This is a genomic window from Streptomyces sp. DG1A-41 (assembly GCF_037055355.1).
Classification (GTDB): Bacteria; Actinomycetota; Actinomycetes; order Streptomycetales; family Streptomycetaceae; genus Streptomyces.
The window spans coordinates 2,708,552-2,728,498 of the sequence record NZ_CP146350.1 but is presented as its reverse complement, the minus strand read 5'-3'; the positions used below and the strand labels follow the sequence as shown (position 1 = coordinate 2,728,498).

Here is a 19,947-nt window from a genome sequence, read left to right as displayed (position 1 = left end):
TCCCCAACCAATAACAACGCACGAGGGTTCCCGGCCGATCAGGTGCAACGGCTCACACCCGTACAAGCGTCCCCCTGGGTGAATGGCGGGCGTTTCCCGGCACCGGGAGCGACCGTACGTCACACTCCTTGCGTCACCGCACGGTAGCCTCGCCATCAACGTGACCCGCCCGGTCACAGCCGTTCCGCCCGTTTCCAAGATGTCCCGCTCTGCCCGGAGGTTCCGGTGACGACACGTGGAGTTCTGTACGTGCACTCGGCGCCGCGCGCGCTGTGCCCGCACGTCGAGTGGGCCGTCGCCGGGGTGCTCGGTACGCGCGTCAGCCTGGACTGGATCCGTCAGCCCGCCGCCCCGGGCACCTGGCGCTCGGAGTTCTCCTGGCAGGGCCAGGCGGGCACGGCGTCCAAGCTGGCGTCGGCGCTGCGCGGCTGGCACCTCCTCCGCTTCGAGGTCACCGCGGAACCCTGCCCCACCGCCGAGGGCGAACGCTACAGCTGCACTCCCGACCTGGGCATCTTCCACGCCGTCACCGGCATCCACGGCGACATCCTCATCCCCGAGGACCGCCTGCGCGCCGCGCTGCAACGCAGCCAGCGCGGCGAAACGGACCTGGAGGCCGAGCTCAACAAACTCCTGGGCAAGCCCTGGGACGACGAGCTGGAACCCTTCCGCTACGCAGGCGAAGGCGCCCCGGTCCGCTGGCTCCACCAGGTGGTGTGAGGCTCTCAGGGGCGCGGGAGCTACGACGCTGAACGGCGAGTGGCCCGGACTCACGAAGAGTCCGGGCCACTCGCCGTTCAGGCGAAATCAAACCGTCCGGAACGCCAGCACCACGTTGTGCCCACCGAACCCGAACGAGTCGTTCAGCGCGGCGATACGGCCCTCGACCGGCAGCTTCCGAGCCTCCCCACGCACCACATCCGCGTTCGCCTCGGCCTCGGGGTCGAGGTTCTCCACGTTGATGGTCGGCGGAGCCACCCGGTGGTAAAGCGCGAGCACGGTCGCCACCGTCTCGACGCCACCCGCACCACCCAGCAGATGCCCGGTCATCGACTTCGTCGCGGACACCGCGATGTGGTCGGTGTCGTCACCGAACACCTTCCGCAGTGCCTTCAACTCGGCGATGTCACCGGCCGGCGTCGATGTCGCGTGCGCGTTGACGTGCACGATCTCCGCCGGGTCCAGGTCGGTCCGCTCCAGCAGGTTCTGCAGGGCGTGCGAGATGCCCCGCCCCTCCGGCTCCGGCTGCACGATGTCGTGGCTGTCGGCGGAGATGCCCTGCCCGACGGCCTCGGCGTACACCCGGGCGCCGCGCTTGGCGGCGTGCTCGGCGGACTCCAGGACGACGACACCGGCGCCCTCGCCGAGGACGAAGCCGTCGCGGGCCACGTCGTAGGGACGCGACGCGCCCTGCGGGTCGTCGTTGTTCTTGGACATCGCCATCATGTTGCCGAACGCGGCGATGGGCAGCGGGTGGATCGCCGCCTCCGTACCACCCGCGACGACGACGTCGGCGCGGCCGGTGCGGATCATCTCGATGGCGTAGCCGATGGCCTCGGCGCCCGAGGCGCAGGCGGAGACCGGCGTGTGCACGCCCGCCCGGGCACCCACGGCCAACCCCACGTTGGCCGACGGGCCGTTGGGCATCAGCATGGGCACGGTGTGCGGGGAGACGCGGCGGACGCCCTTCTCCTTGAGCACGTCGTACTGGTCCAGCAGCGTCGTCACGCCGCCGATGCCGGAGGCGATGACCGCGCCGAGCCGGTCCGGGTCGACGGCCGGGTCCTCGCCGGCCTTCGCCTCGAAACCGGCGTCCGCCCAGGCCTCCTTGGCCGCGACCAGCGCGAACTGCGCCGAGCGGTCCAGTCGGCGGGCCTGCGGCCGGGGGATGACCTCGGTCGGCTCCACGGCGACCGGGGCCGCGATCTTGACGGCCTGGTCGGCCGCCCACTCCTGCTCCAGGGGCTTCACGCCGGAACGTCCGGCGATCAAGCCCTCCCAGGTAGAGGCTACGTCGCCACCCAGCGGTGTGGTTGCGCCGATACCGGTGACGACCACGGTGCGATTGGTCGAGCTCACGGGAATTCTTTCTCCAACGGATCCGAGGATTAAGCGGCGCCACCGCCGGGTGGCGGGGCAGTCAGCCCGAAGGCCTGATCGGTTGATCAGCCCTGGTGCTTGAGGATGTAGTTCGTCGCGTCGCCGACGGTCTTGAGGTTCTTGACGTCCTCGTCCGGGATCTTGACGTCGAAGCGCTCTTCGGCGGCGACGACGACCTCGACCATGGACAGCGAGTCGACGTCCAGGTCGTCGGTGAAGGACTTGTCCAGCTGGACGTCCTCAACCGGGATGCCGGCGATCTCGTTCACGATCTCGGCGAGACCGGCGACGATCTCTTCCTGAGTGGCGGCCATGTCGGCGCTCCTTCGTAGATGTTCCAGAGGGTGTGGCAGGTGTTGCTCCCGTGCCGGACCGCATGATCCAGCACGGAGTGCCTAGGGGAGGGTAACGACAGTCGCGGCGTAGACGAGACCCGCCCCGAAGCCGATGACGAGCGCGGTGTCGCCGCTCTTCGCCTCGCCGGTCGCCAGGAGCCGCTCCATCGCGAGCGGGATCGAGGCGGCCGAGGTGTTGCCGGTGGTGCGGATGTCACGGGCGACCGTGACATGCTCTGGCAGCTTCAGCGTCTTCACCATCGAGTCGATGATCCGCACGTTGGCCTGGTGCGGGATGAAGACATCCAGGTCGTCCACGGTGATCCCGGCCGCGTCCAGCGCCTGCTGGGCGACCTTCGCCATCTCGAACACGGCCCAGCGGAACACCGCCTGGCCTTCCTGGGTGATCGCGGGGAACTTCTCGACCGTCCCGTCGCGGTAGTCCGTCCACGGCACGGTCTGCTTGATGGTGTCCGACTTGTCGCCCTCGGAGCCCCACACGGTCGGGCCGATCTCGGGCTCCTGGGACGGGCCGACCACCACCGCGCCGGCACCGTCGCCGAACAGGAAGGCCGTGGCCCGGTCCTCCAGGTCGGTCAGGTCGCTCAGCCGCTCGACGCCGATCACCAGGACGTACTCGGCCGAACCTTCGACGATCATGCCCTTGGCGAGCGTGAGGCCGTAGCCGAAGCCCGCGCAGCCCGCCGAGATGTCGAAGGCGGCGGCCTTGTCGGTGCCCAGCTTGTCCGCGATCTCGGTGGCGACGGCCGGAGTCTGCTTGAAGTGCGAGACGGTCGAGACGATCACGCCGTCGATCTGCTCGGCGGAGATGCCCGCGTCCGCGATGGCCTTCCCGGAGGCCTCCAGCGACATCGCGGCGACGGTCTCCTCGTCGGAGGCCCAGTGCCGCGTCTCGATGCCGGAGCGCGAGCGGATCCACTCGTCGGACGACTCGATCGTCTCCAGGATCACCTCGTTCGGCACGACCCGGGTCGGGCGGTAGCCGCCGACACCGAGGATGCGCGCGTACGGGGCGCCCTTGCTGGGCTTGATCTTCGCCATGCTCTCCGGCTCCTTGTCAGGCACCCGCCGCGTCAGCGGCGGGTGTTGGCGTCTCGGCGATGAGCTCGCGAGCCGCGTCGAGGTCGGCGGGGGACTTCAGGGCCAGCGTCTTCACACCGGGCAGGGCACGCTTGGCCAGCCCGGTGAGGGTCCCACCGGGGCACACCTCGATCAGGGCGGTGACACCGAGCTCCTTGAAGGTCTCCATGCACAGGTCCCAGCGGACCGGGTTGGCGACCTGGCCGACCAGACGGTCCAGCACCTCGGTGCCGGCGGAGACCGCCCGCCCGTCCTTGTTCGAGACGTAGGTGACCTCCGGGTCGCCGGGCGTCAGGGCCTCGGCGGCCTTCGCCAGCGTGTCGACCGCGGGGGCCATGTGGTGGGTGTGGAAGGCGCCGGCCACCTTCAGCGCGACGACCTTGCGCACGCCCTCGGGCTTGTCCGCCTCCAGCGCGGCGAGCTGCTCCTTGGTGCCGGCCGCGACGATCTGGCCCGCGCCGTTGATGTTCGCCGGGGTCAGGCCGAGCTTCTCCAGGTGCGGAACCGTCACTTCGGGGTCGCCGCCGAGGAGGGCGGCCATGCCGGTCTCGGTGACGGCGGCGGCCTCGGCCATGGCGAGTCCACGCGTACGGACGAGGCGGAGCGCCTCCTCGTGGGGGAGTACTCCGGCGAGCGAGGCCGCGGTGATCTCGCCGACGCTGTGACCGGCGATGGCGCCGACCTTCCGCGGCAGCTCGGCCGGGTCGTCGAACAGCATGTACGCGGACGCCAGTCCGGCCGCGACGAGCAGCGGCTGGGCCACCGCGGTGTCGCGGATCTCCTCCGCGTCGGCCTCGGTGCCGTAACGGATCAAGTCGAGTCCCGCGGCGTCGGACCAGGCCTCGAGGGCACCGCGGACACCGGGGAAGTCGAGCCATGAGGACAGGAAGCCGGGCGTCTGGGCGCCCTGGCCGGGAGCGACGAGTACGAGCACTCTCACACTCTCTCTTGGGGACGGGCGCGGCCGCCCGTGGGGACAAGGACGAAGAACACGAGGGGGTTTTGTCGAGCCCCGACAAAACCTTAGGACTGGAGATCTCCATCGGCCAGACGCCCCAGGATCAGCGCGATCCGCAGTGTGAACGCAGAGCGTACATCGGAGGGTGACCAACCGGTGACGTCAGTCACACGTCGAAGCCGGTAGCGGACGGTGTTGGGATGGACGAACAGCATCCGGGCGGCCCCTTCGAGACTGCTCGCCTGTTCGAGATAGACGCTGAGGGTCTCCAGGAGCGCGGCCCCGGCCTCCTCCAGCGGTCTGTAGATCTCCTCCACCAGCTGCTCACGGGCCGAGGGGTCACCGGCCATCGCCCGCTCCGGAAGCAGGTCGTCCGCCAGCACCGGGCGCGGGGCGTCCTGCCAGGCGGAACAGGCCTTCAGCCCCGCCGCGGCGGCCTGCGCGGACCGGGTCGCGGCCAGCAGGTCCGGCACCACCGGGCCCGCCACGACCGGCCCGGCCGCGAACGGGCCGATGAGCGACTTGGCGACGGCCAGCGGGTTGTCGCTGCCGCCCGCGATGACGACCAGCCGGTCCCCGAGCACCCCGGTCAGCACCTGGAGCTTGGCGTGCCGGGCGGCGCGCCGTATGGCCTCGACGGTCAGTTCGCTGTCTCCGTCGGGCGCCGTACCGAGCACGACACACACATGCTCGGGCGAGTTCCACCCGAGGGCGGCGGCCCGTGACACGGCGCCCTCGTCGGCCTCGCCGCTGAGCACGGCGTTCACGACCAGGGACTCCAGGCGGGCGTCCCAGGCACCGCGGGCCTCGGCGGCCTGCGCATACACCTGGGCGGTCGCGAAGGCGATCTCCCGGGCGTACACGAGCAGGGCCTCGCGCAGCACGCTCTCGTCGCCCGGGGCCGCGACCTCGTCGATCGCGCTCTCCATGACCTCGATGGTGGTGCGCACCATCTCCACGGTCTGCCGCAGCGTGATCGCCCGGGTCAGCTCGCGCGGCGCGGTGCCGAACACGTCGGTGGAGATGGCCTGCGGGGCGTCCGGATGCCGGAACCACTCGGTGAAGGCGGCGATACCCGCCTGCGCGACCAGACCGATCCAGGAACGGTTCTCCGGGGGCATGGCCCGGTACCAGGGCAGCGTCTCGTCCATCCGCGCGATGGCCTGCGCGGCGAGCGAGCCGGAGGACTTCTCCAGCCGCTTCAGCGTCGCGGCATGCGGGTGGACGACGTGCGCTGCGGCTTCGTTCTTGCTGGTTTCGGGTTGGGGCACGGGGACAAGCCTGCCTTATCCGGACGGGAAGGTGCGCCGCCGGGTCTACGGTGGACTCCGTGATGGACATTCGGCGCGCTGATCAGCGCTACCAGGGCGGTGACCCGGCGGCCGGAATCGAGAGCCGGCACGCTTTCTCCTTCGGCCCCCACTACGACCCGGACAACCTCCGTTTCGGCGCGGTGATCGCCTGCAACGAGGAGCGCTTGGCGTCCGGCGCCGGCTTCGACGAGCACCCGCACAGCCACACCGAGATCGTGACGTGGGTGGTCGAGGGCGAGCTGACGCACCGGGACTCCACCGGGCACGAGTCGGTGGTGCGCCACGGAGACGTGCAGCGGCTGAGCTCGGCGGGCGGGGTGCGCCACGTGGAGCGCAACGACGGCCCCGGCCCCCTCACCTTCGTCCAGATGTGGCTGGCCCCGCTCCGGCCCGGCGGCGACCCGTACTACGAGGTCGTCCACGGCATCGCCGACTCGACGCCCTACGCCGTCCCGGAGGCCGGCGCGATGCTGCACGTACGGCGCCTGGGGGCGGGGGAGCGGACGGCGGTACCGGACGCGGCGTACGCGTACGTGCACGTCGTACGCGGTGACGTACGCCTGGACGGCGAGGCGCTGGGCGCGGGCGACGCGGCCCGGATCACCGATGCCAAGGGCCTGGAGGCCGAGGGCGTGACAGAGGCGGAGCTGCTGGTCTGGGAGATGACCACCAGCTAGAGGTCGGCCAGTACCGCGTCCGTGAACGCCGGCCACGCCTCGATCGCCCACGGCCCGAACGCCCGGCCCGTCAGCGCGACGCACGCGGCCCGCGCGTCGGGGTCGATCCACAGGAACGTCCCGGACTGCCCGAAGTGCCCGAAGGTGCGCGGTGAGGACGACGAGCCCGTCCAGTGCGGCGACTTGGAGTCGCGGATCTCGAAGCCGAGCCCCCAGTCGTTGGGGTTCTGGTGGCCGTACCCCGGCAGGACGCCCTTCGTGCCCGGGTAGTGCACGGTCATCGCCTCGGCGACCGTACGGGGGTCCAGGAGCCGCGGGGCCTGCACCTCGGCGGCGAACCGCAGCAGGTCCTCGACCGTCGACACCCCGTCCTTGGCCGGAGACCCCTCCAGGCTGGTCGAGGTCATGCCCAGCGGCTCCAGCACGCCCTGGCGCAGGTACTCCCCGAACGGGATGTCGGTCGCCTTCGCGACGTGGTCGCCGAGCTGCTCGAAGCCGGCGTTCGAGTAGAGCCGCCGTTCCCCGGGCGGCGCCGTGACCTTGTGTTCGTCGAAGGCGAGGCCCGAGGTGTGCGCGAGCAGGTGCCGGACCGTCGACCCGGGCGGGCCGGCGGGCTCGTCGAGCTCGATGGCGCCCTCCTCGTACGCGACGAGCACCGCGTAGGCGGCGAGGGGCTTGGTCACCGACGCGAGCGGGAACCGCTGTCCGGCCGGTCCGTGGGTGCCGAGGACGGTGCCGTCCGCTCGTACGACACCCGCCGCGGCGGTGGGAACCGGCCAGTTCTCGATCAACGCGAGGCTCTTCAGCGACATGCGTTCGAGCCTATGCGCTCACAGCGTCAGCTCCAGCAAGGGGTCGGGCTTGGGCCGGAAACCGAGGGAGACGTACAGCGGCTGGGCCTCCGGCGAGGCCGTGAGCTGCACGCGCCTGGCGCCGCGCTCGCGGAACCACTCCAGCAGCGTGGTCATGCACGCGCGCGCGTAGCCACGGCGTCGGGCGGACGGGTCGGTGGCGACGCTGAAGACGAAGCCCACCATGCCCTGCGGGTCGCCCGACTTCCCGATGCGGTAGTCGATCGTCCCGGCCACCAGCGACGCCAGCGTCCCCGGCCGCTCCGGGTGGTCCACCACGAACGCCGTGAAGTCCCCGTCCGGCTCGCCCAGTTTGGTTTTCAGTGTGGGGAGGGACTCCCCGTGCCAGGCGGCCGCGGGGTCGCCGAACAACGAGTCGATCATGATCTGGCGCAGGCGGAGGACTTCCTCGGCGTCCTCGGGCAGGGCGCGGCGTACGACACTCATGACGCCCCACGCTAACCAGCCGGATCAAGAGGTGTCCTGCCGATTTCTTACCGTCGGAGCTTGCTTGGAGTGCACTCCAAGGTCCTAGCGTTGGGGCCATGACGGTGATGGAGACCCCGGGGACCAGTACCGACACCTGCGCCGGCCCGCCGCGGCAGAACCGGCGCCCGGACGGCCAGGACAAGTACACGATCAGCGAGGTCGTCGCCCTGACCGGCCTGACGGCGCACACCCTGCGCTGGTACGAGCGCATCGGCCTGATGCCGCACATCGACCGGTCCCACACCGGCCAGCGCCGCTACACCAACCGCGACCTCGACTGGCTCGACCTCGTGGGCAAGCTCCGCCTGACCGGCATGCCGGTCGCCGACATGGTCCGGTACGCGGAACTCGTGCGTGAGGGCGACCACACCTACGCCGAGCGCTTCGAACTGCTGAAGACGACCCGCGAGGACGTGCTGGCCAGGATCGACGAACTCCGGGGCACGCTCGCCGTGCTCGACCGGAAGATCAGTTTCTACGCGGACGCCGGGCGTGCCCTGGCGTCGGAGAGGTCCCGATGACGGACGGCAGGATCACGACGGCGAAGCTCGGCGACCACGGCCCCGAGGTGGGTGTCCAGGGTCTCGGCTGCATGGGCATGAGCTTCGCCTACGGCCCCTCGGACGCGGACGCGTCCCGGGCCACCCTCGAACGGGCGCTCGAACTGGGCGTCACCTTCTACGACACGGCCGACGCGTACGGCGCCGGCGAGAACGAGCGGTTCCTTTCGCCGTTCCTCAAGGCACACCGCGACGAGGTCGTCATCGCGACCAAGTTCGCCCTGTCGATCCCCCCGGACGACCCGACGCGACGCGTCATCCGCAACGACCCGCCCTACATCCGACAGGCCGTCGAGGCGAGCCTGAAGCGCCTCGACGTCGACGTCATCGACCTCTACTACATGCACCGGCGCGATGTGAACGTGCCGATCGAGGAGAGCGTCGGCACCATGGCCCACCTGGTCCGTGAGGGCAAGATCAAGCACCTGGGCCTGAGCGAGGTCACGGCGGACGAACTCCGCGCCGCCCACGCGGTACACCCGATCGCGGCCGTGCAGTCGGAGTGGTCGCTGTTCAGCCGTGACATCGAGCCGAAGGTCGTCCCCGCGGCCCGCGACCTGGGCGTGGCCCTGGTCCCCTACTCCCCGCTCGGCCGCGGCTTCCTCACGGGCTCCTTCGCCAAGGCCGAGGACCTGTCCTCCGACGACTTCCGCCGCCAGCAGCCCCGTTTCACGGGGGACAACGCGGCGAGGAACGCGGCCCTGCTGGAGCCGATCCGCTCGGTGGCCAAGGCCCACGACGCCTCCCTCGGCCAGATCGCCCTGGCCTGGGCCCACCAGCAGGCGACGCTCCACAAGCTCCCGGTCATCCCGATCCCGGGCACCCGCAAGCCGACGAGGGTGGAGGAGAACACGGCGGCGACCAGGATCGTCCTGACGGAAGAAGAACTGTCCCTGCTGGACCCGATCGCAGCCCAGGTGGCAGGCAACAGGTACGCGGACATGGCGTTCACTTCAGCAGGCAGGGAGTAGGGGGAGGGCTTCAGGGGCGCGGGGCCGTATCGATCTGCGGCTCCGCCGCGTGGGCGCGACCGGCCACGGAGCACCTGCACCCGCCGGCGCGCAGCACCCCGCAGACGCTACAGCTCCGCCAACAACTCCGCCTTCTTGACCGAGAACTCCTCATCGGTCACCAACCCGGCCTGATGCAACTCCCCGAGATGCCGGATCCGCTCGGCGATATCCGCAGGATCACGCCGCGGCCGGGCCGCGGACACAGCCGCCACCGGACTGGACGCCCGCACCGCCGCCAACACCGCCGCGGCGAACGGCAGTGACTCATGCACAGGCCCGTACCCCAGCCCGAACACCACCGCCGCAGGATCCTGGTCAGCCTGCGCAGCAGCAGCCGCGGCCGCCCCCGCCTCGTCGCGCCGCAGCAACCGCAGATGCCCCTCGAAGACCTCCGGTGACCGCCACTCCACCCCGTTCAGCTCCCCGACGGAGAAGCTCTGGTCCCCGGCCTTCCACTTCGCCGACGACGCCCCCGTCCAGAACCACCGGAAGTTCACGGTCCGCCCGTCGAACGAGGCCTTCCCGTCGTACGCCTTGAACGACAACGGCCCCTTGGGCGGCTCCACGAGGAACCGCTCCGCCGGCCCGGTCTCCGTCAGCAGCCCTTGCAGTTCCTCGGCGTAGTACTCCGCGAGGACTTCCCGCTCGGCGGGCAGCACCAGCCGGTAGGGATCGCCGCTGTCCTTGAGTTGCCCGGCGGCCGCCTCCATCAACGGATCCGCACCGGGCCGCGGCTCGACGCGCAGCACCACCGTGCCGCGTTTCCCGCGCGTCAGCGTCACTCCGGCGATCGCCTCCAGGGGCACACGACGTTCCCCCAGCGCCTGGAAGAGCTTAGGTGTTCGAATCCCCCGCTCGTAACGGATGAGTACGGAGTCGGACTCGAACTCCCAGGCGGCATGAAATCCGGCCAGTACGTCACCCATGCGGCTCATCGTATGCGGCACGCGCTCCTCCGTCCCCCTCCCGAGCAGACCGCGGTTTCTTTCGCCTCTACGCGCGTCAGGCCGCCGCCGTGCCGGACAAACCGGTCCGGCAGACGCCGAATTCGTGCGCGCAGTGCACCGAGCGGTATGCGCCAACGCCGATCTCTGCGAAATTCATCAAACTTGCCGTGCCCGGCTCGAAGTAGCCGGCGTGACCCTTCGCACCCTGCGCCGACAGCACCCGCGCACCGAACCCGGCGGACACCGGGTCGGCCCCGTGGCCCAGCCCCCCGACCTCCAGATACGGCACGTCCTGGATCCAGTCGTCGGCGTCCCGCATCGCCCACACCCGGGCGGTGGTGTGCAGCTGGGCGGCCTTCTCGACGCGCATGCCGGGGCTGCCGGCCACCGCGATGTCGGACACCCGGCCCGGCAGCGAGTGCGCGGCGACCCCGCACACCACGGAGCCGTAGCTGTGGCAGAACAGCGAGACCGGCGAGCTGCCCGGCAGCGCCCGCACCAGCGCGTTCAGCCGTACGGCCCCCTCCTCGGCGCGCATCGCCGTGGCCGAGTCGATACCGAGTCCGCTGGGTGCCGTGTAGTCGGCCCAGGCGATCACGGCCGTACGGGTCGAGGGGCTCGCCGCCCGCTCGGCCGCGTACAGGGACTCGGCCATGCCGACGGGCGCCGCGTACTTGCGCTGGGTGCGCTGGAAGGTGAGCAGGTCGGTGTCCACGCCGGGCACGACGACCGAGACCCGTTCCGCCTCGCGCAGGTCGCCGAAGACCTCCGCCACCCGCCCGGAGCCCTCGGGATCGAAGGCGAGGATGTGGCGGCCCTTCTCCATGAGGTCTTCGAAGCGGTGCATCCGGCGGCCGGCCTCGTGCTTCCCGGCCGGGGTGAGACGGCCGTCGTGCATGCGTTCCCGCTCGACGTCGCGTGCCTGGTCGAGCGCGATGCGATTGGCGCGGTAGCGCAGTTCCAACGGGGCGCCGTTCATGTTGCCGACCGCTAGCGGGTACTTGCGGACCAGGCTCGCGCGGTCCCGCTCGGTGAGCGAGGCGAAGAAACGGGCCAGCTTCGTCGGCTGGGACTGCGGGTCCGGCAGCCGGTGACCGCCGATCCGGCCGTCCTCCCAGGCGGACAGCGAGGCCTGGAGCGGTGTGTCGCCCCGCTGGTTGCGCAGGGCCGTCCAGCCGGTGGTCGCCAGCATCACGAACACGACGGCCAGAGCGAGCAGTGCGCGCCAGACGTTCAGTTGCGGGGTGGTGTCGAAGGAAGTCACTGAAAGGACACACTAGGAGAACGAGAGGGTCTCGCGTTAACCAAGTGACCGGGATCACGTTTCGGTGTATGCGCTAAAGGGTTTGAGTCGTACGCCAGTTCCCGGCCAGGGCGGGACCCACCTGATCGAGGTAGGTGGCGGTCAGTTGGCGCATTCCCTCGAGGCTGAGGTCGTCCCCCGCGGACCACAGCCGCTCGGTGACGCGAATCACCCCGCCGAAGAGGGCCACGACGATTCTGGGCCGCGGATCCTCGTTCACGTCGAGCCCCTCGCGCTCGGCGATGATGCGCGCGAGCTCCTCCTCCACTTCCGCCGCCCGCCGCAGATGGGCGGCGAGCAGCGCGGGCGTCGACTCGATCACCCGGTACACGCGCATATGGAGGTCGACCGGCACGATCTCCTCGATCGTCTCGTTGATCGCGTCCCAGCTCTCCAGCAGGGCCCGGCGCAGCGCCTCCAGCGGGGCCTCGCCCGGCGGGCGGGCCCGTACGGCCTCGACGACCTGCGACTCCGCGAGGCGCGTCACGTAGAACGCCGTCTCCTCCTTGCCGGCGAAGTAGCGGAAGAACGTGCGCTGGGAGACGTCGACGGCGGCGGCGATGTCGTCGACGGTCGTCTCCTCGTACCCGCGCGTGGCGAACAGTTCCAGGGCGGCCCGCAGCAGCGCGTCCCGGGTGCGCTGCTTCTTGCGTTCGCGCAGGTTCAAAACGTGCCTCTCTCTGAAGTGTCTGCCCAGCTCAGACTAATAGGGGGGTGTCGTGTCAGTTACCGACTTGTGAATTGGTTTGTCAATTGTCAGTGGCTGTCATTAGCCTCGACGCATGACTAGTCAGACCACCATCGACACGACGGGGTCGGGGGGCAACGTACCGGCGACGCCGTCGGGCGCGACGCCGGGCAAGGGGCTGCGAGGGCACCCCTGGCTCACCCTCATCACCGTCGCTGTGGGGGTCATGATGGTGGCCCTCGACGGCACCATCGTGGCCATAGCCAACCCCGCGATACAAAAGGACCTCGGCGCGACCTTCGCCCAGGTCCAGTGGATCACCAACGGATACTTCCTCGCCCTCGCGGTCTCCCTGATCACCGCGGGCAAGCTCGGCGACCGCTTCGGTCACCGGCAGACCTTCCTCATCGGCGTCGTCGGCTTCGCCGCCGCCTCGGGGGCCATCGGTCTGTCCGACAGCATCGCGCTGGTCGTCACCTTCCGCGTCCTCCAGGGCCTCTTCGGCGCGCTGCTGATGCCGGCCGCGCTCGGCCTGCTGCGGGCCACCTTCCCGGCCGACAAGCTCAACATGGCGATCGGCATCTGGGGCATGGTCATCGGCGCGTCCACCGCGGGCGGCCCGATCCTCGGCGGCGTGCTCGTCGAGCACGTCAACTGGCAGTCGGTGTTCTTCATCAACGTGCCGGTCGGTGTCCTCGCGGTCGTCCTCGGTGTCTGGATCCTCCTCGACCATCGTGCCGAGAACGCCCCGCGCTCCTTCGACCTCCCGGGTATCGCCCTGCTGTCCGCCGCGATGTTCTGCCTGGTCTGGGCCCTGATCAAGGCTCCGGAGTGGGGCTGGGGCGACAGTAGGACGTGGGCGTTCGTCATCGCGTCGGTCGTGGGCTTCGCGCTGTTCGCCTTCTGGGAGACGAAGGTCAGGGAGCCGCTGATCCCGCTGGCACTGTTCCGTTCCGTCCCGCTGTCCGCGGGTGTCGTGCTGATGATCCTGATGGCCATCGCCTTCATGGGCGGGCTGTTCTTCGTGACGTTCTACCTCCAGAACGTGCACGGCATGAGCCCGATCGACGCCGGTCTTCACCTGCTCCCGCTCACCGGCATGATGATCGTCGGCTCCCCGCTCGCCGGCGCGATGATCACCAAGGTCGGCCCGCGGATCCCGCTCGCGGGCGGCATGACGCTCACCGCGATCGCCATGTACGGCATGTCCACGCTGGAGACCGACACGGGCAGCGGCCTGATGTCGCTCTGGTTCGCCCTGCTGGGCCTCGGCCTGGCGCCGGTCATGGTCGGCGCCACGGAGGTCATCGTCGGCAACGCGCCGATGGAGCTGTCCGGTGTCGCCGGTGGACTCCAGCAGGCCGCCATGCAGATCGGCGGCAGCCTCGGCACGGCCGTGCTGGGCGCCGTGATGGCCTCCAAGGTCGACAGCGACCTCGCGGGCAACTGGGAGAAGGCCGGGCTCCCGCCGCTGACGTCCGAGCAGGAGCACCAGGCGTCCGAGGCCGTCCAGGTCGGTGTCCCGCCGGTGGCGCCGGGGACGCCGGACGCGATCGCCGCGAAGATCACGGGCGTCGCGCACGACACGTTCATCTCCGGCATGAGCGCGGCGTCGCTCGTGGCCGCCGGCGTTGCCGTGGTGGCGGTGCTGGTGGCGTTCCTCACCAAGCGCGGTGAGAACGCGGGCGCCGGCGCGGGCGCGGCGCACATCTGACGGTCTCTCCGAGGTGTTCGCCTATCAGGGTGAACAAGGCCGCCGATCCCTCCCCTCCGGCGGGCATCGCAGGTCACAGTGGGTCAAGTCCTCCGCAGGGCATGGAGGACGGACGCTGCGGCGCGCTGCTGGAGGGGGGCAGCGCGCAAGCAGCGGGATTGAGGCCCGTTGTGGGGGTACTCGCCATGGTGTACCCGAACCGAACCCCAACCGACTGAGGGTTTACGGGAGTTGATGATGGCGAGCTTCGGACACGGTACGCGCAGGCACCCCCGCTCACGTGGCCGGACGTGGTCACGGACCGGGCCGGATCGCGCGACGCTCGGAATCATCGGAGTCATCTGCGCGATCGCCGGATTCTTCGTGCTGGGGATCATCCTCGGCCCCGCGGCGATCGTCTGCGGCTGGCTCGCCATGGGCCGCACCTGGTCGGGCTCCCGCCCGGCCACGGCCGTGGTCGCCCTGATCCTGGGCGCCATCGACACGCTCCTGGCCATCATCTGGCTGGCCGGAGCGACAACTCCGGGCAACGGCATGCTGTTGTGACCCGGGGAACCGAGGGAGGGCCTCCGGCGGCCAAGCCGGGGGCCGTTCTCATGCCTTGCTGCGGGCAGTCGCGAGCCGCCATAGCTGCGGGCAGTCGTGCCGCTTGGGGCGGGACCCGTCCAAAGAAGCGGCACCCCGCTCCGCCGGGCTGTGCACCCACCCGCCCCCAGCACGAACCCCGAGCACTACTCGACGGGCGTCCCCTTCAACGCCGCCAACTCCCCCCGCAACGCCCGAACCTCCTCCGCCAACTCCCGTATCGCCTCCGTCTGCCGCCGCTCCTCCACATCGTCCTTGTCGAACCGCGCGATGAACCACGCCGCGATGTTCGCCGTCACCACACCCAGCAGAGCGATCCCGGACAGCATCAACCCCACCGCGAGCATCCGCCCCAACCCGGTGGTCGGCGCGTGATCCCCGTACCCCACGGTCGTCATCGTCGTGAACGACCACCACACCGCGTCACCCAGCGTCCGAATGTTCCCGTCCGGCGAGTCCCGCTCCGCCGACAGCACCGCCAGCGACCCGAACATCAGCAGCCCGACCACCGCACCGGCGACATACGTCGTGAGCCTTATCTGCGAGGCCATCCGAGCCCGCTGCCCGACCAGCAGCAGCGTCGACACCAGTCGCAGCAACCGCATGGGCTGTAGCAGCGGCAGCAACACCGCGCCCAGGTCGAGCCAGTGCGTCCGTACGAACTCCAGCCGCTGCTCGGCGAGCACGAGCCGTATGACGTAGTCGAGTGCGAACGCGCCCCACACCACCCACTCGACGGCCGTGCACACGGCCACCACGTCCCGGCTCGCGTCGGGCCGGACGATCGGCACGGCATAGGCGACGGCGAACGTCAGGGCCAGGCCGAAGAGGGGCCGCTGCGTGTGCTGTTCCCAACGGAGTCGGGCCGACTGCTGCTGCATGGCCGAATCGTAGAAAACGTGAAGGGGTGGTGTGCCCCCACGGTCCACCCGTGAGGCTCACCACCCCTTGACAGGACCTGACGTTATGCGTCGCCGCCCGCGACCCCCGGGTCGGCTGCCGACACGTCCAGCAGCTGGTACCGGTCGATGGCCTGCTTGAGCACCGACCGGTCGACCTTGCCCTCGCGGGCCAGCTCGGTCAGCACCCCCACCACGATCGACTGCGCGTCGATGTGGAAGAAGCGGCGGGCCGCACCCCGCGTGTCGGCGAAGCCGAAGCCGTCCGCGCCGAGCGACTGGTACGTCTGCGGCACCCAGCGCGCGATCTGGTCCGGAACCGACCGCATCCAGTCGGACACGGCCACGACCGGACCCTGCGCGTCGGCCAGCTTCCGCGTCACGTACGGCACCCGCTGCTCCTCCTCGGGGTGCAGCAGGTTGTGCTCCTCGCAGGCCACGGCCTCGCGCCGCAGCTCGTTCCAGGAGGTCGCCGACCAGACGTCGGCCTTGACGTTCCACTCCTCCGCGAGGATCTTCTGCGCCTCGACCGCCCACGGCACCGCGACACCCGACGCCATGATCTGCGCCGGGATCGAGCCGCCCGTGCCCTCGCTGAAGCGGTAGACGCCCTTGAGGATGCCCTCGACGTCCACGTTCTCGGGCTCGGCCGGGTGCTGGATCGGCTCGTTGTAGACGGTCAGGTAGTAGAAGACGTCCTCGCCGTGCGGGTGCTCCTCGGAGCCGCCGTACATCCGGCGCAGGCCGTCCTTCACGATGTGCGCGATCTCGAAGCCGAACGCCGGGTCGTACGCCACGCAGCCGGGGTTCGTGGAGGCCAGCAGCTGCGAGTGCCCGTCGGCGTGCTGGAGGCCCTCACCGGTCAGGGTGGTACGGCCGGCGGTCGCGCCCAGGACGAAGCCGCGGGCCAGCTGGTCGGCCATCTGCCAGAACTGGTCGCCGGTGCGCTGGAAACCGAACATCGAGTAGAAGACGTAGACCGGGATCAGCGGCTCGCCGTGGGTCGCGTAGGCCGAGCCGGCGGCGATCAGGGAGGCCGTGCAGCCGGCCTCCGAGATGCCGTCGTGCAGCATCTGGCCGTTCGGCGACTCCTTGTAGGCGAGCAGCAGGTCACGGTCGACCGACTCGTACTGCTGGCCGAGCGGGTTGTAGATCTTCGCGCTCGGGAAGAACGAGTCCATGCCGAACGTGCGGTACTCGTCCGGCGCGATCAGCACGAACCGCTTGCCGATCTCCTTGTCCCGCATGAGGTCCTTCAGGAGACGGACGAACGCCATCGTCGTCGCGATGGACTGCTGGCCCGAGCCCTTCTTCACGGTCGCGTACGTCTTGTCCTCGGGCAGCGGCAGCGGCTCGGACCGTACGACACGCGTGGGGACGTAACCGCCGAGCCCCTTGCGGCGGTCGTGCATGTACTGGATCTCCTCCGACTCCCGGCCCGGGTGGTAGTACGGCGGGGCGCCGGACTCCAGCTCCTTGTCGGAGATCGGCAGGTGCAGGCGGTCGCGGAAGCGCTTGAGGTCGTCGACCGTCAGCTTCTTCATCTGGTGCGTGGCGTTGCGGCCCTCGAAGTTCGGGCCCAGCGTCCAGCCCTTGATCGTCTTGGCGAGGATCACCGTCGGCTGGCCCTTGTGCTCCACGGCCGCCTTGTACGCCGCGAAGATCTTCCGGTGGTCGTGACCGCCGCGGCCCAGGTGCAGGATCTGGTCGTCGGTCATGTTCTCGACCATCGCGCGCAGGCGGTGGTCGTCACCGAAGAAGTGGTCGCGGATGTACGCGCCGGTCTCCGTGGCGTACGTCTGGAACTGCCCGTCCGGCGTGGTGTTCATCTTGTTGACCAGCACGCCGTCGCGGTCCTGGGCGAGCAGCGGGTCCCAGGTGCGGTCCCAGACCAGCTTGATCACGTTCCAGCCGGCACCGCGGAAGATCGACTCCAGCTCCTGGATGATCTTGCCGTTGCCGCGTACCGGCCCGTCGAGGCGCTGGAGGTTGCAGTTGACCACGAACGTGAGGTTGTCCAGGCCCTCGCGGGCGGCGATGGACAGCTGGCCCAGCGACTCCGGCTCGTCCATCTCGCCGTCGCCGAGGAACGCCCACACGTGCGACTTGGACGTGTCCGCGATCCCGCGCGCGTGCATGTAGCGGTTCATCCGCGCCTGGTAGATGGCGCCGATCGGGCCGAGGCCCATCGACACCGTCGGGAACTCCCAGAAGTCCGGCATCAGGCGCGGGTGCGGGTACGACGACAGGCCGTACGGCGCCTTCGACTTCTCCTGGCGGAAGCCGTCCAGGTGCTGCTCGCTGAGCCGGTCCAGCAGGAAGGCGCGGGCGTAGATGCCCGGCGAGGCGTGCCCCTGGAAGAAGACCTGGTCGCCGCCGTCGCCCTCGTCCTTGCCGCGGAAGAAGTGGTTGAAGCCGACGTCGTAGAGCGAGGCGGAGGACGCGAACGTGGCGATGTGGCCGCCGACGCCGATACCGGGCCGCTGGGCGCGCGAGACCATCACGGCCGCGTTCCAGCGGGTCGCGTTGAGGATCTTGCGCTCGATCTCCTCGTTGCCCGGGAAGAACGGCTCGCTCTTGGTGGGGATGGTGTTGACGTAGTCCGTGCTGCGCATCTCCGGCACGGCCACGCGCTTCTCGCGGGCCCGCTCGATCAGCCGCAGCATCAGGTAGCGGGCGCGCTCGCGGCCGCGCTCGTCGACGGCGGCGTCGAGGGAGTCGAGCCACTCCTGCGTCTCTTCGGGATCGAAGTCAGGAACCTGACTCGGAAGGCCGCCAATGATGATCGGGTTGCGATCGGATGCGGAAGCCACGCTGTTCCTTACCTGTCAGAGGGCCTGCGAGGGCCGCTGTTTCGCTGGGGTCGCTGGGCGTGTCGCTTTGGCCGCGCCGCTCCCCATGGTCCACCTCGGGGCCGTAAACGTCATCTCTACCCAGCGGTAACCCGGGCGGTGGACCGGCTCCGTGACGTATGGGGTGAATACCTTCGAGTCTCGTACCTACAGACGATTTCCAAACGCCCAAACAGGGCAGAAAGGTGTGGTGTACGTCACCTTGAATCATGACGGTGTGCCTGGTGTTGCGGTGACACCGCCAGGATCGTCACCGTTTCGGCGGTCTGAACGGCCGGGTACTTGCGCGATCCGCCCCGCCCGTGTGGACTACGGCCAATGCTTCGCGCACGCGCGTGGCTGAATATTCCCCAAGCTCAGAGGAGCAGGGGGCACCCCCATCCCAAGACATGATCAGGAGGCACCCCGTGAGCGCGACCGCGGACCACGCGGAGGAGCGGACGAACCCTGCCGCCAGGCTGGGGTTCCAGCCCGGGCAGGTGGTCCAGGAGATCGGCTACGACGACGACGTGGACCAGGAACTCCGCGAGGCCATCGAGGGCATCGTCGAGGGCGACCTGGTGGACGAGGACTACGACGACGTGGCCGACGCCGTTGTGCTGTGGTTCCGTGACGACGACGGCGACCTGACGGATGCGCTGGTCGATGCCACCACGTACATCGAAGAGGGCGGCGCGATCCTGCTCCTCACGCCGAAGACGGGCCGTTCGGGCTATGTGGAGCCGAGCGACATCTCGGAGGCCGCCACGACGGCGGGCCTGACGGCGTCGAAGAGCGTCAGCGTCGGCAAGGACTGGAGCGGCAGCCGGCTGGCGACGCCCAAAGCCGCCAAGTCCAAGCGTTAGCCGTACGGCGCGTCCAGGCGTCGGTGGTACGGAAGGGGCGGGCCGGCATCGTCGGCCCGCCCACCGGTCTGCGCCGGTCCCTGCGTAGGGTGGGGGTCCCGTTCGTTCAAGCCCCACGAAGGGACACCCACAACGATGGCGATCCAGGTCGGCGAGAAGGCCCCCGACTTCGAGCTCAAGGACAACCACGGCGCGAGCGTGAAGCTGTCCGACTTCCGCGGTCGGAAGAACGTGGTGCTGCTCTTCTACCCCTTCGCCTTCACCGGCGTGTGCACGGGCGAGCTGTGCGAGCTGCGGGACAACCTGCCGCAGTTCTCCGACCGTGACACCCAGCTGCTCGCCGTCTCCAACGACTCCATCCACACGCTGCGCGTCTTCGCCGAGCAGGAGGGCCTGGAGTACCCGCTGCTGTCGGACTTCTGGCCGCACGGCAACGTCTCGCGCGCCTACGGCGTCTTCGACGAGGACAAGGGCTGCGCCGTGCGCGGCACCTTCGTCATCGACAAGGAGGGCGTCGTGCGCTGGACGGTCGTCAACGGCCTGCCGGACGCGCGCGACCTGAACGACTACGTGAAGGCGCTCGACACCCTGTGACGCCGGCCGGGCGTCCTGCGTTCGACACCCGCTGATTTGTCGGCTCCAGGGCCTGCGAGGGGCGGGAACCCGTCACTAGGATCGATTCGTTGATCCGACATCCGAGCACAACGGGGCATCCCG

The 19,947-nt window shown here is 69.8% G+C and carries 20 protein-coding genes; 8 read left to right on the top strand and 12 right to left on the bottom strand.

Annotated elements, in window-relative coordinates:
* Window positions 1-225: 225 nt before the first annotated feature.
* Complete coding sequence (locus V8690_RS12785) at window positions 226-720, top strand: DUF3145 domain-containing protein (RefSeq protein ID WP_010048534.1); 495 nt, start codon at window positions 226-228, stop codon at window positions 718-720.
* An 87-nt stretch (window positions 721-807) separates the two neighbouring features.
* Here V8690_RS12785 and fabF read toward each other — a convergent pair whose 3' ends face one another.
* From fabF to fasR, 5 genes are all read right to left on the bottom strand, one after another.
* Window positions 808-2,079 carry a beta-ketoacyl-ACP synthase II gene (gene fabF / locus V8690_RS12780; protein ID WP_338778403.1) on the bottom strand — a complete coding sequence of 424 codons (1,272 nt, stop codon included), beginning with the start codon at window positions 2,077-2,079 and terminating at the stop codon, window positions 808-810.
* Between the two features lie 86 nt (window positions 2,080-2,165).
* A complete protein-coding gene (locus V8690_RS12775; RefSeq protein ID WP_031131297.1) occupies window positions 2,166-2,414 on the bottom strand; it encodes an acyl carrier protein in 249 nt (82 codons plus the stop codon).
* An 81-nt stretch (window positions 2,415-2,495) separates the two neighbouring features.
* Entirely contained in the window at window positions 2,496-3,497 is a 1,002-nt protein-coding gene (locus V8690_RS12770) for a ketoacyl-ACP synthase III (protein ID WP_338778398.1), read from the bottom strand.
* Window positions 3,498-3,513: 16 nt separating this feature from the next.
* Window positions 3,514-4,470 (bottom strand): ACP S-malonyltransferase, encoded by a 957-nt coding sequence (locus tag V8690_RS12765; protein WP_338778397.1) that lies wholly within the window; start codon window positions 4,468-4,470, stop codon window positions 3,514-3,516.
* 89 nt (window positions 4,471-4,559) lie between these two features.
* Window positions 4,560-5,765 (bottom strand): fatty acid biosynthesis transcriptional regulator FasR, encoded by a 1,206-nt coding sequence (gene fasR / locus V8690_RS12760; protein ID WP_338778396.1) that lies wholly within the window; start codon window positions 5,763-5,765, stop codon window positions 4,560-4,562.
* A gap of 62 nt (window positions 5,766-5,827) precedes the next feature.
* On the opposite strand from fasR, the gene V8690_RS12755 reads away from it, so the two are divergent.
* Window positions 5,828-6,484, top strand: coding sequence for a pirin family protein (locus V8690_RS12755; protein ID WP_338785330.1), 657 nt, complete (start codon window positions 5,828-5,830; stop codon window positions 6,482-6,484).
* On the opposite strand, the gene V8690_RS12750 is transcribed toward V8690_RS12755, so the two are convergent.
* Together V8690_RS12750 and V8690_RS12745 are read right to left on the bottom strand one after the other, a co-directional pair.
* The gene (locus tag V8690_RS12750; RefSeq protein WP_338778394.1) at window positions 6,481-7,296 is read right to left on the bottom strand and encodes a serine hydrolase domain-containing protein; all 816 of its coding nucleotides are present in this window, start codon (window positions 7,294-7,296) and stop codon (window positions 6,481-6,483) included. The two genes, V8690_RS12755 and V8690_RS12750, sit on opposite strands and share 4 nt — an antisense overlap.
* An 18-nt stretch (window positions 7,297-7,314) precedes the next feature.
* The gene (locus tag V8690_RS12745) at window positions 7,315-7,782 is read right to left on the bottom strand and encodes a GNAT family N-acetyltransferase (RefSeq protein ID WP_338778393.1); all 468 of its coding nucleotides are present in this window, start codon (window positions 7,780-7,782) and stop codon (window positions 7,315-7,317) included.
* Between the two features lie 98 nt (window positions 7,783-7,880).
* Here V8690_RS12745 and V8690_RS12740 point away from each other — a divergent pair, with 98 nt between their 5' ends.
* Both V8690_RS12740 and V8690_RS12735 read left to right on the top strand, forming a co-directional pair.
* Window positions 7,881-8,345, top strand: a complete 465-nt coding sequence (locus tag V8690_RS12740; protein WP_338778392.1) for a MerR family transcriptional regulator — start codon at window positions 7,881-7,883, stop codon at window positions 8,343-8,345.
* Complete coding sequence (locus V8690_RS12735; protein ID WP_338778390.1) at window positions 8,342-9,355, top strand: aldo/keto reductase; 1,014 nt, start codon at window positions 8,342-8,344, stop codon at window positions 9,353-9,355. The genes V8690_RS12740 and V8690_RS12735 overlap by 4 nt, the downstream gene beginning before the upstream one ends.
* A 107-nt stretch (window positions 9,356-9,462) precedes the next feature.
* Here the strand turns inward: V8690_RS12735 and V8690_RS12730 are convergent, their stop codons facing one another.
* From V8690_RS12730 to V8690_RS12720, 3 genes are all read right to left on the bottom strand, one after another.
* The gene (locus V8690_RS12730) at window positions 9,463-10,323 is read right to left on the bottom strand and encodes a DUF4429 domain-containing protein (RefSeq protein ID WP_338778388.1); all 861 of its coding nucleotides are present in this window, start codon (window positions 10,321-10,323) and stop codon (window positions 9,463-9,465) included.
* Window positions 10,324-10,399: 76 nt separating this feature from the next.
* The gene (locus tag V8690_RS12725) at window positions 10,400-11,608 is read right to left on the bottom strand and encodes an alpha/beta hydrolase family protein (RefSeq protein ID WP_338778386.1); all 1,209 of its coding nucleotides are present in this window, start codon (window positions 11,606-11,608) and stop codon (window positions 10,400-10,402) included.
* Between the two features lie 73 nt (window positions 11,609-11,681).
* On the bottom strand, window positions 11,682-12,314 hold the full coding sequence (locus V8690_RS12720; protein ID WP_338778384.1) for a TetR family transcriptional regulator: 633 nt from the start codon (window positions 12,312-12,314) through the stop codon (window positions 11,682-11,684).
* A gap of 115 nt (window positions 12,315-12,429) precedes the next feature.
* Here V8690_RS12720 and V8690_RS12715 point away from each other — a divergent pair, with 115 nt between their 5' ends.
* Both V8690_RS12715 and V8690_RS12710 read left to right on the top strand, forming a co-directional pair.
* The gene (locus V8690_RS12715; RefSeq protein WP_338778382.1) at window positions 12,430-14,049 is read left to right on the top strand and encodes an MFS transporter; all 1,620 of its coding nucleotides are present in this window, start codon (window positions 12,430-12,432) and stop codon (window positions 14,047-14,049) included.
* 234 nt (window positions 14,050-14,283) lie between these two features.
* Complete coding sequence (locus V8690_RS12710; RefSeq protein WP_338778381.1) at window positions 14,284-14,595, top strand: small hydrophobic protein; 312 nt, start codon at window positions 14,284-14,286, stop codon at window positions 14,593-14,595.
* Between the two features lie 185 nt (window positions 14,596-14,780).
* Here V8690_RS12710 and V8690_RS12705 read toward each other — a convergent pair whose 3' ends face one another.
* Entirely contained in the window at window positions 14,781-15,515 is a 735-nt protein-coding gene (locus V8690_RS12705; protein WP_338778380.1) for a potassium channel family protein, read from the bottom strand.
* 83 nt (window positions 15,516-15,598) lie between these two features.
* Window positions 15,599-18,346, bottom strand: coding sequence for a pyruvate dehydrogenase (acetyl-transferring), homodimeric type (aceE, locus tag V8690_RS12700; RefSeq protein WP_338778379.1), 2,748 nt, complete (start codon window positions 18,344-18,346; stop codon window positions 15,599-15,601).
* Window positions 18,347-18,792: 446 nt separating this feature from the next.
* Between aceE and V8690_RS12695 the strand changes: the two genes are divergently transcribed.
* Entirely contained in the window at window positions 18,793-19,230 is a 438-nt protein-coding gene (locus V8690_RS12695) for a DUF3052 domain-containing protein (RefSeq protein ID WP_010048512.1), read from the top strand.
* A 135-nt stretch (window positions 19,231-19,365) separates the two neighbouring features.
* Window positions 19,366-19,824, top strand: coding sequence for a peroxiredoxin (locus V8690_RS12690; RefSeq protein ID WP_010048511.1), 459 nt, complete (start codon window positions 19,366-19,368; stop codon window positions 19,822-19,824).
* The last annotated feature ends 123 nt before the right edge of the window (window positions 19,825-19,947 follow it).

Excerpts from the sequence above, each read along its gene's own strand:
- V8690_RS12775 (WP_031131297.1), bottom strand. The coding sequence starts at position 2,414 with ATGGCCGCCACTCAGGAAGAGATCGTCGCCGGTCTCGCCGAGATCGTG.
- V8690_RS12770 (WP_338778398.1), bottom strand. The coding sequence starts at position 3,497 with ATGGCGAAGATCAAGCCCAGCAAGGGCGCCCCGTACGCGCGCATCCTC.
- V8690_RS12755 (WP_338785330.1), top strand. The coding sequence starts at position 5,828 with ATGGACATTCGGCGCGCTGATCAGCGCTACCAGGGCGGTGACCCGGCG.
- V8690_RS12750 (WP_338778394.1), bottom strand. The coding sequence starts at position 7,296 with ATGTCGCTGAAGAGCCTCGCGTTGATCGAGAACTGGCCGGTTCCCACC.
- V8690_RS12745 (WP_338778393.1), bottom strand. The coding sequence starts at position 7,782 with ATGAGTGTCGTACGCCGCGCCCTGCCCGAGGACGCCGAGGAAGTCCTC.
- V8690_RS12740 (WP_338778392.1), top strand. The coding sequence starts at position 7,881 with ATGACGGTGATGGAGACCCCGGGGACCAGTACCGACACCTGCGCCGGC.
- V8690_RS12735 (WP_338778390.1), top strand. The coding sequence starts at position 8,342 with ATGACGGACGGCAGGATCACGACGGCGAAGCTCGGCGACCACGGCCCC.
- V8690_RS12730 (WP_338778388.1), bottom strand. The coding sequence starts at position 10,323 with ATGGGTGACGTACTGGCCGGATTTCATGCCGCCTGGGAGTTCGAGTCC.
- V8690_RS12715 (WP_338778382.1), top strand. The coding sequence starts at position 12,430 with ATGACTAGTCAGACCACCATCGACACGACGGGGTCGGGGGGCAACGTA.
- V8690_RS12710 (WP_338778381.1), top strand. The coding sequence starts at position 14,284 with ATGATGGCGAGCTTCGGACACGGTACGCGCAGGCACCCCCGCTCACGT.
- V8690_RS12705 (WP_338778380.1), bottom strand. The coding sequence starts at position 15,515 with ATGCAGCAGCAGTCGGCCCGACTCCGTTGGGAACAGCACACGCAGCGG.
- V8690_RS12690 (WP_010048511.1), top strand. The coding sequence starts at position 19,366 with ATGGCGATCCAGGTCGGCGAGAAGGCCCCCGACTTCGAGCTCAAGGAC.